The organism is Pseudomonas sp. NFXW11 (assembly GCF_049887815.1).
In the GTDB taxonomy this organism is placed as follows: Bacteria; Pseudomonadota; Gammaproteobacteria; order Pseudomonadales; family Pseudomonadaceae; genus Aquipseudomonas.
Genome location: NZ_JAGEKI010000002.1, coordinates 54,212 through 67,687 on the forward strand (window position 1 = coordinate 54,212; position 13,476 = coordinate 67,687).

Below are 13,476 nucleotides of genomic sequence, written 5' to 3' on the forward strand. Positions count from 1 at the left end.
ATGCATCCTGGCGATAGTGGCGGTGAAAATGCGCGGAGCATAAGCCGGGGCTTTCCGGCACGGCAACCGCAGGGCGGCCGATCCTGTCTGTCTGGGGGCATTTAAGGCAGAATCCACGGCTATTCATGCTTCGGTGTTCTTTTCATGAGCTGTAACCGCCAGATAGTCCGCAACTTGCGTCAGCAGATTCCCTCTTTCGAGTGCGTGCCTGGCTGCCACGACTGCTGCGGCCCGGTGACCACCTCGCCGGAGGAAATGTCGCGCCTGCCGCGCAAGACCGCGGCTGAGCAGGACGCCGCCATGGATGAGCTCAACTGTGTGCACCTGGGCCCCAACGGCTGCACGGTGTATGACGAGCGTCCGCTGATCTGTCGCCTGTTCGGTACCACGCCGAGCCTGCCGTGCCCCAATGGCCGGCGCCCGGTGGAAATGATCCACCCTCGGGTCGAAAAGCAGATCCATGCCTACATGGCCAGCACCCGCCAGGTGCTGGTCTAGGCCCCGCATCCACCCAACACCGCCGGCTCGTAGGAGCTGGCTTGCCAGCGAAAGCGCCTCAGAGGCCGCCACCCTCTCTCAATCTGGAATCGGCAGGCTCAGGCTCTCCTTCACCTCTTCCATGACGATGTAGCTCTTGGACTCGCGCACATGGGGCAGCTTGAGCAGGATGTCCCCCAGCAGCTTGCGGTAGGAGGCCATCTCCGAGATCCGCGCCTTGACCAGGTAGTCGAAGTCGCCGGACACCAGGTGGCATTCCAGTACATGGGGCAGCTTGAGCACCGCGCGGCGGAACTCCTCGAAGGTATCGCCGGACTTGTAGTCCAGGCTGATCTCGACGAATACCAGCAGGCTGCCCTTCAGGTGCTGCGGATTGAGCCGGGCGTTGTAGCCCATGATGATCCCCTCGCGCTCCAGGCGCCGTACCCGCTCGGTGCAGGGGGTGGTGGAGAGGCCGACCCTTTCCCCCAGCTCGGTGAAGGAAATGCGCCCATCGGCCTGCAATATGCGCAGGATATTGCGATCTATCTTGTCTAGGGCGCGACGGGTCTGATGATTGGTGCGCATAGGGGATGCCCCTCCGTGAAAAGCGATATTGCCGAGAATTCTCGCCAAATATAGGTGGTTATACAGTGAAAATCACTGCTCAATGTTTCTTACACTGCGCGCATCTTTGCTCTGAATAACAAACGTCAGCGGTCAAGCCGCGATGAGGATATGAAAATGCGCGTTCTGGTCTTGGGCAGTGGCGTTATCGGAACCACCAGTGCCTATTACCTGGCTCGAGCCGGGTTTGAAGTGACAGTGGTGGACCGCCAGCCGGCTGCTGCCATGGAAACCAGTTTCGCCAACGCCGGCCAGGTATCGCCTGGCTATGCCTCGCCCTGGGCTGCCCCGGGCGTGCCGCTCAAGGCCATCAAGTGGCTGCTGCAACGCCACGCGCCGCTGGCGATCAAGGCCACCGCCGATATCGACCAGTACCTGTGGATGGCGCAGATGCTGCGCAACTGCACCGCCAGCCGCTATGCGGTGAACAAGGAGCGCATGGTGCGTCTGTCCGAGTACAGCCGCGACTGCCTCGACGAACTGCGGGCGGAAACCGGCATCGCCTACGAAGGCCGCAGCCTGGGCACCACCCAGCTGTTCCGCACCCAGGCGCAACTGGATGGCGCGGCCAAGGACATCGCCGTGCTCAAGGAGTCCGGCGTGCCGTTCGAAGTGCTCGACCGCGCCGGCATCGCCCGGGTCGAGCCGGCCCTGGCCAATGTCACTGACATCCTCGCTGGCGCCCTGCGCCTGCCCAACGACCAGACCGGCGACTGCCAGATATTCACCACTCGTCTTGCCGAAATGGCGGTCAAGCTGGGGGTGGAGTTCCGTTTCGAACAGGACATCCAGCGCCTGGATTTTGCCGGCGACCGGATCAATGGCGTGTGGATCGACGGCAAGCTGGAAACCGCCGACCGCTACGTGCTGGCCCTGGGCAGCTACTCGCCGCAACTGCTCAAGCCGCTGGGTATCAAGGCACCGGTGTACCCGCTCAAGGGCTACTCGCTGACCGTGCCGATCACCAACCCGGAAATGGCCCCGACCTCGACCATCCTCGACGAGACCTACAAGGTTGCCATCACCCGTTTCGACAACCGCATCCGTGTGGGTGGCATGGCCGAGATCGCCGGTTTCGACCTGTCGCTGAACCCGCGTCGGCGCGAAACGCTGGAGATGATCGTCAACGATCTCTATCCTCAGGGCGGCGACCTGTCCCAGGCCAGTTTCTGGACCGGGCTGCGTCCCACCACCCCGGATGGCACGCCGATCGTCGGTGCCACGCCGTTCCGCAACCTGTTCCTGAACACCGGCCACGGCACCCTCGGCTGGACCATGGCTTGCGGTTCCGGTCGCCTGCTGGCAGATCTGATGGCCAAGAAAAAGCCGCAGATCAGCGCCGAAGGTCTGGATATTTCCCGTTATGGCAACCCTCAGGAGGCCGCTAAGCATGTCAATCCAGCGCCAGCTCACCAATGAGCGCATGAGTCAGATCGTGGTTCACGGCGGTACGGTGTACCTGTCCGGGCAAGTCGGTGACGACATGCAAGCGGGCATCGAGCAGCAGACCCGGGAAACCCTGGCCAATATCGAGCGCCTGCTGGACTTGGCCGGCACCGACAAGAACCGCCTGCTGTCGGTGACCATCTACCTGAAGGACATCGATGCCCATTTCGCCGGCATGAACAGTGTCTGGGACCAGTGGCTGCCAAAAGGCGTGGCACCGGCCCGGGCCACTGTCGAAGCCAAGCTTTGCGAACCGGAAATCCTGGTTGAGCTGTCGGTCGTGGCCGCTCTGCCTTAAACGCAAGATCCCTCTCCCGGTGCCGGTGGTGGCTCGCCACCTTCCGGCGCCGGTTTTTTATTCCCCCAATGACCGCCTAGAAGTCTGCCGCCATGCGTCCTGCCCGTGCCCTGATCGACCTATCCGCCCTGCGTCACAACTATCAACTGGCCCGTGAAGTTTCGGGGGTTCGCGCCCTGGCGGTGATCAAAGCCGATGCCTACGGCCATGGCGCGGTGCGGTGCGCCCAAGCCCTGGAAGGCGAGGCCGACGGTTTTGCCGTGGCCTGCATCGAAGAAGCCCTGGAGCTGCGTGCCGCGGGTATCCGTGCGCCGATACTGCTGCTGGAGGGGTTTTTCGAGGCGTCCGAGCTGGCGCTGATCGTCGAGCATGATTTCTGGTGCGTGGTGCATTCGCTGTGGCAGCTGGAAGCCATTGAACAGACGCCGGTAGCCAAGCCGCTGACGGTCTGGCTCAAGCTGGATTCGGGTATGCACCGGGTTGGCTTGCACCCCAAGGATTACCAGGCGGCCTATCAGCGCCTGCAGGCCAGCGGCAAGGTCGAGAAGATCGTGCTGATGAGCCACTTTGCCCGTGCCGACGAGCTGGACTGCCCACGCAGCAGCGAACAGGTCGCGGTTTTCGAAGCGGCTCGCCAGGGTCTGGGGGCTGAGATCAGCCTGCGCAATTCCCCGGCGGTGATGGGTTGGCCGAGCGTGCCCAGCGACTGGGTGCGCCCGGGGATTATGCTCTACGGCTCGACGCCGTTCGAAGAGCACAACGCGGTGGCCGATCGCTTGCAGCCGGTGATGACCCTGGAATCCAAGGTGATCTGCGTGCGTGAACTGCCGGCCGGCGAGCCGGTGGGCTATGGCGCCAAGTTCATCACCGACAAGCCGATGCGCATCGGCGTGGTGGCCATGGGTTACGCCGACGGCTATCCGCGGCATGCACCCACCGGCACCCCGGTGCTGGTGGCCGGTCAACGCAGCCGTCTGCTGGGGCGGGTGTCGATGGACATGCTGTGCGTCGACCTGACCGACGTCCCCGAGGCCGGCCTGGGTTCCACTGTCGAGCTGTGGGGCAAGAACATCCTGGCCAGCGAGGTGGCCCTGGCCGCCGACACCATCCCTTATCAGCTGTTCTGCAACCTGCGCCGGGTGCCCCTGGTGTACAGCCAGGGCTGAGATTACGCGGGCTGTACCGAAAGTCGCTTGCTCTTGTAGGAAACGGGGCCAAGTGTTGTAAATACTGAACGCTGTCGCCATGATAACGCTCATTAAAACAACGCCTGATTCCCGCCTAGGAGGCTGCCGCATTGGACGTCGGTGAACGACTGCAATCCATCCGTAAACTGAAAGGTCTTTCCCAGCGTGAGCTCGCCAAGCGCGCGGGCGTCACCAACAGCACCATTTCGATGATCGAAAAGAACAGCGTCAGCCCTTCGATCAGCTCGTTGCGCAAGGTGCTGGGCGGCATTCCCATGTCCATGGTGGAGTTCTTTTCCGAGGAAGTCCTTCAGGAAACCCCTTCCCAGATCGTGTACAAGGCTCACGAACTGATCGATATCTCCGATGGTGCGGTGACCATGAAACTGGTGGGCCGGGCCCGTCCGAGCCGAGCCATTGCCTTTCTCAACGAGATCTACCCGCCGGGCGCCGACACCGGTGAAGAGATGCTCACCCACGACGGCGAGGAAACCGGAATTCTGCTCGAGGGTCGCCTGGAACTGGTGGTAGGGCTGGAGACTTTTGTTCTCGAAGCCGGCGACAGCTACTACTTTGAGAGTACGAAGCCGCATCGTTTCCGTAATCCGTTCGATGTTCCGGCGCGACTAATCAGCGCAGCCACCCCGGCGAACTTCTAGACCAAGAGGCGTCCTGCAAGGCTTGCACAGAGAGCCCCGCGACATTTCGCCGCGAATAAGACCCCTTCGACTTTGGGGTTGTTTCAGTGTGACGGGCTAACCGTTATACTTTCGCCCGCCTGCGAAACCGTGGCCGCAGGCGTGACTAGCCACCATTGAGGGTGTACGCGTGAACCTAATTATGAAAATGCTGGCCGCACCAGCAACCGTATTGGCCCTTTGGGCAGTCAGCGCTCAAGCTGCGACTAATGACGATATTGCCAAGCGCCTTGAGCCGGTCGGCCAGGTCTGTGTTCAGGGGCAAGAGTGCAAGGGTATGGAAGTGGCCGCCTCTGCGGGTGGTGGCGGTGGCGCGAAGTCTCCGGACGATGTGATCGCCAAGCACTGCAACGCTTGCCATGGCACTGGCCTGTTGGGCGCACCGAAAATCGGTGACACCGCGGCCTGGAAAGAGCGTGCCGATCACCAGGGCGGCCTCGACGGCATCCTGGCCAAGGCCATCACCGGTATCAACGCCATGCCGCCTAAAGGCACTTGCGCTGATTGCTCCGATGATGAGCTCAAAGGCGCGATCCAGAAGATGTCCGGCTTGAAATAAGCGGCAATCTTCAGCGAAAAAGCCGCTTACGAGCGGTTTTTTTGTGCCTGTAATCAAGGCCCCGCACTGTTCAATGCAGCAAACTCCCGGCAAGCTCGGTCCAACCTCAATTCATGGACGGTTCCCGGAGGGTCAGATGTCGCAATCCTGTTCCATCGAGCATGCAGTGGATGAAGTGCTCGCCCGTTTGCCACAACACATTCACCTGGGCATGCCCCTGGGGCTGGGCAAGCCCAACCGCTTTGCCAACGCCCTGTACCGGCGCATTGCCCAATTGCCCGAACGCCAGCTGACCATCTATACCGCCCTGAGCCTGGGCCGTCCGGCCTTGGGCGATGGTTTGCACAAGCGCTTTCTCGAACCCTTCGTCGAACGGGTATTCGCCGACTATCCCGAGCTGGATTTCCTCGCCGATCTGCACCGCGACAAGCTGCCGGCGAATATCCGTGTCGAGCAGTTCTTCATGCAGCCCGGCAGCCTGCTGCACAGTGCTTCGGCACAGCAGGACTACGTCAGCAGCAACTACAGTCATGCCGCCCGGGACATCAACGCCGCCGGCCTCAACCTGGTGGCGCAACTGCTGGCGCGGGACGAGCAATACCCCGAACGCCTGAGCCTGAGCTGCAACCCCGACATCACCCTCGACCTGCTGCCAATGATCGCCAAGCGCCGAGCAGCGGGGGAGACCATCCTGATGCTCGGCCAGGTGCACAGCGACCTGCCCTATATGCCGGGGGATGCCGAGATCGACCGCGGGCAGTTCGACCTGCTGATCGACGAAGACGAGCGCAGCACCCTGTTTTCCACCCCGAACATGCCGGTCGGCATCCAGGACCATTGCATCGGCCTGCACGCCAGCACCCTGGTGCGTGACGGCGGCACCCTGCAGATCGGCATCGGCTCCATGGGCGATGCGCTGACTGCAGCCTTGCTGGCGCGGCAGGCGGATAACCAGGCTTATCGCGCCTTGCTGGCGGACCTGCAGGTGAACCAATGGCAGTCGTTGATCGATCGCGAAGGCGGGCTCGAGCCCTTTGCCCAGGGCCTTTACGGCTGCAGCGAGATGTTTGTCAACGGCCTGCTGGCCCTGGCCGATGCCGGCATCGTGCGGCGCAAGGTCTACCCGACCCTGGAGCTGCAAGAGCAAGCCAATGCCGGCACCCTAGACCCGAGTGCTGCTGGCGGTATCTCGATTCACGGCGGTTTCTTCCTCGGTCCGCAGAGCTTCTACCAGCGCCTGCGGGAGCTGCCCAGGAGCAAGCTGGCGCAGTTCAACATGAGCGCCATCAGCTACATCAACGAGCTGTATGGCGACGAAGCCCTCAAGCGCCTGCAACGCCGCGATGCGCGGTTTATCAACAGCGCTTTCACCATGACCCTGATGGGCGCAGCGGTATCCGATCAGCTGCAGGATGGCCGGGTACTGAGCGGTGTGGGCGGGCAGTACAACTTTGTCGCCCAGGGTCATGCGCTGGAAGGTGCGCGCTCGGTGCTGATCCTGCGCAGCTGGCGCGAATCCGGCGGCGAGGTGAGTTCCAATATCGTCTGGGAATATGGCCATTGCACCATCCCGCGGCACCTGCGGGACATTGTCGTCACCGAGTACGGGATTGCCGATCTGCGGGGCCAGAGCGATGCCAAGGTGATCGAGGCGCTGCTGAATATCAGCGACTCGCGCTTTCAGCCGGGGTTGCTGGAGCAGGCGCAGAAGGCCGGAAAACTGCCGAAGGATTTTCGCCTGGATCCGCGCTTTGCCAACAACAGCCCGCAGCATCTGGAGGCCGTCCACGCCCGTCATCCCCAGCTGTTTCCGGAGTATCCGCTGGGCAGTGATTTCAGTGCTGAAGAGCGCGATCTGCTGCGGGCGCTGAACTGGCTGAAGAGCAAGTTCAAGCTCAGCGAAATCCTTGAACTGGGCAAGGCGGCACTCGATGCGCCGTCGCCCGAGGCGTTCCCTGCGCACCTGCAGCGCATGGGGCTGGAGCAACCCGAAGGCCTGCGCGAGGACCTGTACCAGCGGCTTTTGCTGGCTGGGTTGCAAGCCACTGCGCCCAGCTTGTCGTAGGCGCCGGCTTGCTGGCGAAGCTTCGCTGGCAAGCCAGCTCCTACACAAGCCAGCGCCTACATAAGCAGGCGCTTAGAAGGGCGCGCGGGGTTATTCGATGAAGGTGACCACGCCACCCGCCAGGGATTTCACCCGGGCCAGGGATTCCACGCGGTAGCCCTGGGCGTCCAGTTCGGCACGGCCGCCCTGGAAGGACTTCTCGATCACGATGCCCAGGCCGGCCACGGTGGCGCCGGCCTGCTTGATGATCGAGATCAGCGCCTGGGATGCCTTACCGTTGGCCAGGAAGTCATCGATGATCAGCACGCGGTCGCTGCTGGTCAGGTGCCGCGGCGAGATGGCCACGGTGCTTTCCACCTGCTTGGTGAAGGAGTACACGGTGGCCGAGAGCAGGTTCTCGGTCAGGGTCAGGGACTGGTGCTTGCGCGCGAAAATCACCGGGACACCCAGGTTCAGGCCGGTCATGATCGCCGGAGCGATACCGGAAGCCTCGATGGTGACGATCTTGGTGATGCCCGAGTCCTTGAACAGCGTGGCGAATTCGTCGCCGATCAACTTCATCAACTGCGGATCGATCTGATGGTTCAGAAAGGCGTCGACTTTCAGTACTTGATCGGAAAGCACGATGCCTTCTTCGCGAATTTTCTTGTGCAGTGCTTCCACGGAGCTTCCTCTAATGGCCGCTTTGGGGCCAAGGGTCTGTTGAAAAATAGTCGATTTTAACGCTTTAACATCGCGCGTATATCCGCCAAAGCGCTATTGCCGCGAACGGCCTTCACTTCGGTCGGGGTGTCGTCGTTGCCTTCCCAGGCCAGATCGTCCGGGGGCAGCTCATCGAGGAAGCGGCTGGGCGCGCAGTCGATGATCTCACCGTACTGCTTGCGTTTGGCGGCAAAGGTGAAGGCCAGGGTCTGGCGCGCGCGGGTAATGCCCACGTAGGCCAGGCGTCGTTCTTCCTCGATGGTATCGGCTTCGATACTGGAGCGGTGCGGGAGGATTTCCTCTTCCATGCCCATGATGAACACGTAGGGAAACTCCAGCCCCTTGGAGGCATGCAAGGTCATCATCTGCACGCCTTCGGCGCCGTCTTCCTCTTCCTGCTGGCGTTCCAGCATGTCCCGCAGGACCAGCTTGCCGATGGCGTCCTCGACGGTCATTTCGCCGTCTTCGTCTTTTTCCAGGGTGTTCTTCAAGGCCTCGATCAGGAACCAGACGTTGCCCATCCGGTAGTCTGCGGCCTTGTCGCTGGAGCTGTTGGTGCGCAGCCAGTTCTCGTAGTCGATGTCCATGACCATGCTGCGCAGGGCGGCAATCGGGTCTTCCCCGGCGCATTGCTCGCGAACTCGGTCCATGAAGCGCTTGAAGCGCGCCAGGCGATCGGTGAAGCGGCTGTCCAGATGCTCGCCCAGGCCGATTTCCTCGGTGGCGGCGTACATCGAGATCTTGCGCCCGGTGGCGTAGTTGCCGAGCTTTTCCAGGGTGGTGGAGCCGATTTCCCGGCGCGGTACGTTGATCACTCGAAGGAAGGCGTTGTCATCGTCGGGGTTCACGATCAGGCGGAAGTAGGCCATCAGATCCTTGACTTCCTGGCGTCCGAAGAAGCTGTTACCACCAGACAGGCGATACGGCACCTGGTGGTGCTGCAGCTTGAGTTCGATCAGCTTGGCCTGGTAGTTGCCCCGGTAAAGAATGGCGAAATCGCTGTAGGGCCGGTTGGTGCGCAGGTGCAGGGTGAGGATCTCCATGGCCACTCGCTCGGCCTCGGCGTCCTCGTTCTTGCAGCGGATCACGCGGATCTCGTCGCCATGGCCCATCTCGCTCCACAGCTGTTTCTCGAACTCGTGGGGGTTGTTGGAGATCAGCACGTTGGCGCAGCGCAGGATACGGCTGGTGGAGCGGTAGTTCTGCTCCAGCATCACCACTTTCAACGACGGGTAGTCGTCCTTGAGCAGCATCAGGTTTTCCGGGCGCGCGCCGCGCCAGGCGTAGATCGACTGGTCGTCGTCGCCCACCACGGTGAACTGGTTGCGCTTGCCGATCAGCATCTTCACCAGCAGGTACTGGCTGGCGTTGGTGTCCTGGTATTCGTCCACCAGCAGGTAGCGCACCTTGTTCTGCCACTTTTCCAGGATGTCGGCGTGTTCTTCGAACAGCTTCACCGGCAGCAGGATCAGGTCGTCGAAGTCCACTGCGTTGAACGCCTTGAGCGTGCGCTGGTAGTGGGTGTAGACGATGGCCGCGGTCTGTTCCTTGGGGTTGCGCGCGTTTTCCAGGGCCTGGGCGGGCAGGATCAGGTCGTTCTTCCAGGCGCCGATCATGTTCTTGATCTCGTCGACGCCGTCTTCCCCGGAATATTCCTTTTGCATGATGTCGGTCATCAGCGACTTGACGTCGGTCTCGTCGAAGATCGAGAAGCCCGGCTTGTAGCCCAGCCGCTCATGCTCCTTGCGGATGATGTTCAGGCCCAGGTTGTGGAAGGTCGATACGGTCAGGCCGCGACCCTCGCCACTGCGCAGCAGGGTACCGACCCGCTCCTTCATCTCCCGCGCGGCCTTGTTGGTGAAGGTCATGGCGACGATGTATTGGGCGCGGATGCCGCAATTCTGGATCAGGTGCGCGATCTTGCGGGTGATTACGCTGGTCTTGCCGGAGCCTGCACCGGCGAGCACCAATAGCGGGCCGCCGACATAGTTCACGGCTTCTTGCTGCCGGGGATTGAGTCGGGACATGAGGTCAAAAAGGGACAGGTTGCGAAAAGGGCGGGCATTTTAACAGGCTGGAGGGATTCTGCGGCTTTCTCCGACTTGTGACGTACAACGCTATCTAAATTTGCCGGTTTTGATACTTTCCCTCAGGATGCGCGCTGAATATGCGGCTAATGTTCGAGTTAGAGCGGTACAAGAAATTGCGCATGATAATCAATATCAATTGTCATTGTCTGTTTGCGCGCCATAATGCCCGCCGTCAACTTTTTTGCAGAGTCTAGGGAGCTAGCTTGTCCAAGCCTGTCGAACCCTTGCGTGTGCTGCTACTGGCCCAGGAGCCGGTATGGACAGCGTTGTTGCGCGAGTGTGTCGCTCCATTGGGAGACTCGGTGGTATTGATCAGTGCGCCCAATTGGGAGTCGGTCAGCCGTTTGTTCGAAGACGACCGCAATGCGGTGCTGTTGACCGTTGCTCCTTTGCAACCCGCCCCCGGGCGTTGCAGCCTGCCCACCGTGCTGCTGCTGGACCAGGAGCCGGCGGTGGCGCCGGTGGGGGTCAGTGACTGGTTGGTAGCCTCCTGCCTGAACACCGATGCCCTGCGCCGTTGCCTGCGCCATGTGCGTGAGCGCGGGGTGCTGGAAAACACCCTGCAACGCCTGGCCGAGCAGGACCCCCTGACCGGCATCGCCAACCGCCAGGGCTTCCAGACCCTGCTGGCCGCGCGCCTGGCGGAAAACGACGGGCGCGGCCTGGCCCTCGGTCACCTGGACCTGGACAACTTCCGTCACGCCAACGACTCCCTCGGCCACCAGGCCGGCGACCGGCTGATCCTGCAGGTGGTCTCGCGGCTCAAGAGCCAGCTGGAGGCCGGCGATCAGCTGGCGCGCCTGGGCAGCGACGAGTTCGCCCTGCTGATCGATACCCGCCGCGCCCCGCAGCGTGCCGAGTGGATGGCCGAGCGCATTACCGAAGTCATGGCCGAGCCCTACTGGATCGACGGCGAGAGCCTGCTGATCGGCTGCAGCCTGGGGATCGCCCACGCCCGGGCCAATGCCGGCGCCGACCCGCTGATGTGGCATGCGCATATCGCCATGCAGCAGGCCAAGAGCACCCAGGGCTGTACCTTTCATATCTTCAACGAGCGGATCAACCGCAACGCCCGCAGCCTGGCCGACCTGGAAAGCGAACTGCGCCGGGCCCTGCGCCGCGACGAACTGGAGCTGCATTACCAGCCCCGGCTGAACCTACACGATGGCAAGATCGTCGGCCTCGAGGCCCTGGTGCGCTGGCGCCACGGCGAGCGCGGGCTGTTGCCGCCCAGCGAATTCGTGCCCCTGGCCGAACAGAGCGGGCTGATCGTGCCCCTGGGCTACTGGGTGATTTCCCGGGCCCTGCGGGATATGCAGGCCCTGCGTGAGCGCGGGCTGCCAGCGCTGCACATGGCGGTCAACTTGTCGTTCCGCCAGTTCCAGGACAGCCAGCTGCTCTCGACCCTGAGCCGGCTGATTGCCGAGCGCGGCGTCGAGGCCCAGTGGCTGGAATTCGAGCTGACGGAAACTGCAGTGATGCGCCGCAGCGACCTGGTGAAGCAGACCATGGATGCCCTGGGGCGCCTGGGGGTACGGTTTTCCCTGGATGACTTCGGCACCGGCTTCTCCTCCTTCGTCCACCTCAACAGCCTGCCGATCACCTTGCTCAAGGTCGACAAGAGCTTTGTCGGCGGCATGGAGCAGCGCGAGGAAAACCGCAAGCTGGTGCACGCCATGATCAACCTGGCGCACAACCTCAATTTGGATGTGGTGGCCGAAGGCGTGGAAACCGCAGAGCAGTTGGCATTGCTGCGGGGCTTTGGCTGCGACCAGGTCCAGGGTTACTTGATCAGCAAGCCGCTGCCCCTGGCGGAACTGATGGATTACCTGACCTTTGGCAGCAGCCAGCAGGTGCGCCAGGAAGGGGCGCTGTAGGCAGCGCACCGCTGCAAGCGCCATGGACGGCGGCGCTCAGCCCGCACCTTATTCCACCTGGCTGGCCTGTAGGTTCAGCGCCGATTCCGTCGGTTCGCGACGGATCATCCGCTGCATGCGCCATTCGAACGCCAGGGTCAGGCTGATGGCCGCACAGGCCAGGCCCAGGGCCAAGCCCCACCAGACGCCGGTCGGCCCCCAGCCCAGGGTGAAGGCCATCAGCCACGCTGCAGGCGCACCAATCAGCCAATAGCAACCCAGGCCCACGAGGAAGGTGGTCTTGGCGTCCTTGAGACCGCGAATCGCGCCCATGGCGATGGTCTGGGTGCCGTCGAACAGCTCGAACCAGGCCGCCACCGCCAGCAGGCTCACCGCCAGGCGGATCACCTCGGCGAAGGCCGGATCGTTGTGGTCGACGAGCAGCCCGATCAACTGATGGGGCAACAGCCAGAAAATCATCGCGAAGCCGAGCATGGCCACCGCACCGAAGGCGATGCCCACGCGCCCGGCCAGGCGGGCATCGAGCAGTTGGCCGGCGCCGTAATGCTGGCCGATGCGCATGGTGATGGCGTAGGAGATGCCCGCCGGGATCATGAAGGCCACCGAAACGATCTGCAGGGCGATCTGGTGCGCCGCCAACTGGGTGCTGCCCATGGTGCCCATGCACAGCGCGGCGAAGGCGAACAGCCCGACTTCCACCGCGTAGGTACCGCCAATGGGCAGGCCCAGGCGCCACAGTTCCCGCAGGTAGCGGCTGTTCAAGCGGGACAGGCCCTGGCGCAATGGATAGGCGGCGTAGGCCGGGTGACGCTTGATATGCCAGGCCAGGGCCAGGGCCATGCAGTTGGCGACTATGGCGGTGACCAGGCCGATGCCCACCAGCCCAAGCTTGGGCAGGCCGAACATGCCGGTGATCAAGGCGTAGTTGAGCAGGAAGTTGGCCACTGTGCCGGCCAGGCTGATGACCATCACCGGGGTCGCCCGGCCGATGGCGCTGGTGAAACCGCGCAGGGCCATGAAGCTCAGGTAGCCGGGCAGGGCGAATGGCAGGATCAGCAGGAACTGGCCGGCGGCCTGGACGTTGTTCGGGGTCTGGCCGAAGAACAGCAGCAGCGGCTTGAGGTTCCACAGCAGCAGCCCGGCCGCCAGGGCCATCAGCCAGGCCAGCCACAGGCCGGCCTGGGTCAGGCGGGCGGCGCCTTCGCTATCGCCGGCGCCGTGGCGGATCGCCACCAGGGTGCCCACCGCGGCAATCACGCCGATGCAGAAGATCGACACGAAGGTATAGCTGGCGGCCCCCAGGCCACCGCCGGCCAGGGCCTCGGGGCTGAGGCGGGCCATCATCAGGGTGTCGGTCAGGACCATCAGCATATGGGCCAGCTGCGAGGCGATCAGCGGCCCTGCCAGCCGCAGGATGGCCCAGAGTTCGGTACGTGCTGGATGCTGCATG

The 13,476-nt window shown here is 62.8% G+C and carries 12 protein-coding genes; 8 read left to right on the forward strand and 4 right to left on the reverse strand.

Annotation, left to right across the window (positions count from 1 at the left end):
- The first annotated feature begins 144 nt into the window (after nucleotides 1-144).
- On the forward strand, nucleotides 145-498 hold the full coding sequence (locus J4P02_RS03445; RefSeq protein WP_426187805.1) for a YkgJ family cysteine cluster protein: 354 nt from the start codon (nucleotides 145-147) through the stop codon (nucleotides 496-498).
- A 78-nt stretch (nucleotides 499-576) separates the two neighbouring features.
- On the opposite strand, the gene J4P02_RS03450 is transcribed toward J4P02_RS03445, so the two are convergent.
- Entirely contained in the window at nucleotides 577-1,065 is a 489-nt protein-coding gene (locus J4P02_RS03450) for an Lrp/AsnC ligand binding domain-containing protein (protein ID WP_011064210.1), read from the reverse strand.
- 156 nt (nucleotides 1,066-1,221) lie between these two features.
- Here J4P02_RS03450 and dadA point away from each other — a divergent pair, with 156 nt between their 5' ends.
- The 6 genes from dadA (at nucleotide 1,222) to J4P02_RS03480 (ending at nucleotide 7,357) form a co-directional block, all read left to right on the forward strand.
- Nucleotides 1,222-2,523 carry a D-amino acid dehydrogenase gene (dadA, locus tag J4P02_RS03455; protein WP_426187806.1) on the forward strand — a complete coding sequence of 434 codons (1,302 nt, stop codon included), beginning with the start codon at nucleotides 1,222-1,224 and terminating at the stop codon, nucleotides 2,521-2,523.
- Nucleotides 2,495-2,848 (forward strand): RidA family protein, encoded by a 354-nt coding sequence (locus tag J4P02_RS03460; RefSeq protein ID WP_426187807.1) that lies wholly within the window; start codon nucleotides 2,495-2,497, stop codon nucleotides 2,846-2,848. Before dadA ends, J4P02_RS03460 begins: the two co-directional genes overlap by 29 nt.
- 92 nt (nucleotides 2,849-2,940) lie before the next feature.
- Entirely contained in the window at nucleotides 2,941-4,014 is a 1,074-nt protein-coding gene (alr, locus tag J4P02_RS03465) for an alanine racemase (protein ID WP_426187809.1), read from the forward strand.
- 131 nt (nucleotides 4,015-4,145) lie between these two features.
- Nucleotides 4,146-4,694 (forward strand): cupin domain-containing protein, encoded by a 549-nt coding sequence (locus J4P02_RS03470; RefSeq protein ID WP_426187811.1) that lies wholly within the window; start codon nucleotides 4,146-4,148, stop codon nucleotides 4,692-4,694.
- Between the two features lie 181 nt (nucleotides 4,695-4,875).
- Nucleotides 4,876-5,292, forward strand: a complete 417-nt coding sequence (locus J4P02_RS03475; RefSeq protein WP_011064205.1) for a c-type cytochrome — start codon at nucleotides 4,876-4,878, stop codon at nucleotides 5,290-5,292.
- Between the two features lie 136 nt (nucleotides 5,293-5,428).
- Nucleotides 5,429-7,357 (forward strand): acetyl-CoA hydrolase/transferase C-terminal domain-containing protein, encoded by a 1,929-nt coding sequence (locus tag J4P02_RS03480; protein WP_426187813.1) that lies wholly within the window; start codon nucleotides 5,429-5,431, stop codon nucleotides 7,355-7,357.
- A 90-nt stretch (nucleotides 7,358-7,447) separates the two neighbouring features.
- Here J4P02_RS03480 and J4P02_RS03485 read toward each other — a convergent pair whose 3' ends face one another.
- Nucleotides 7,448-8,020, reverse strand: coding sequence for a xanthine phosphoribosyltransferase (locus J4P02_RS03485; protein WP_016968070.1), 573 nt, complete (start codon nucleotides 8,018-8,020; stop codon nucleotides 7,448-7,450).
- Between the two features lie 56 nt (nucleotides 8,021-8,076).
- The gene (rep, locus tag J4P02_RS03490; RefSeq protein ID WP_426187815.1) at nucleotides 8,077-10,086 is read right to left on the reverse strand and encodes a DNA helicase Rep; all 2,010 of its coding nucleotides are present in this window, start codon (nucleotides 10,084-10,086) and stop codon (nucleotides 8,077-8,079) included.
- Nucleotides 10,087-10,352: 266 nt separating this feature from the next.
- Here rep and J4P02_RS03495 point away from each other — a divergent pair, with 266 nt between their 5' ends.
- Nucleotides 10,353-12,026 (forward strand): putative bifunctional diguanylate cyclase/phosphodiesterase, encoded by a 1,674-nt coding sequence (locus J4P02_RS03495; RefSeq protein ID WP_426187817.1) that lies wholly within the window; start codon nucleotides 10,353-10,355, stop codon nucleotides 12,024-12,026.
- Between the two features lie 48 nt (nucleotides 12,027-12,074).
- Here the strand turns inward: J4P02_RS03495 and J4P02_RS03500 are convergent, their stop codons facing one another.
- Entirely contained in the window at nucleotides 12,075-13,475 is a 1,401-nt protein-coding gene (locus tag J4P02_RS03500) for a NorM family multidrug efflux MATE transporter (RefSeq protein ID WP_426187819.1), read from the reverse strand.
- Nucleotide 13,476 lies beyond the last annotated feature (1 nt).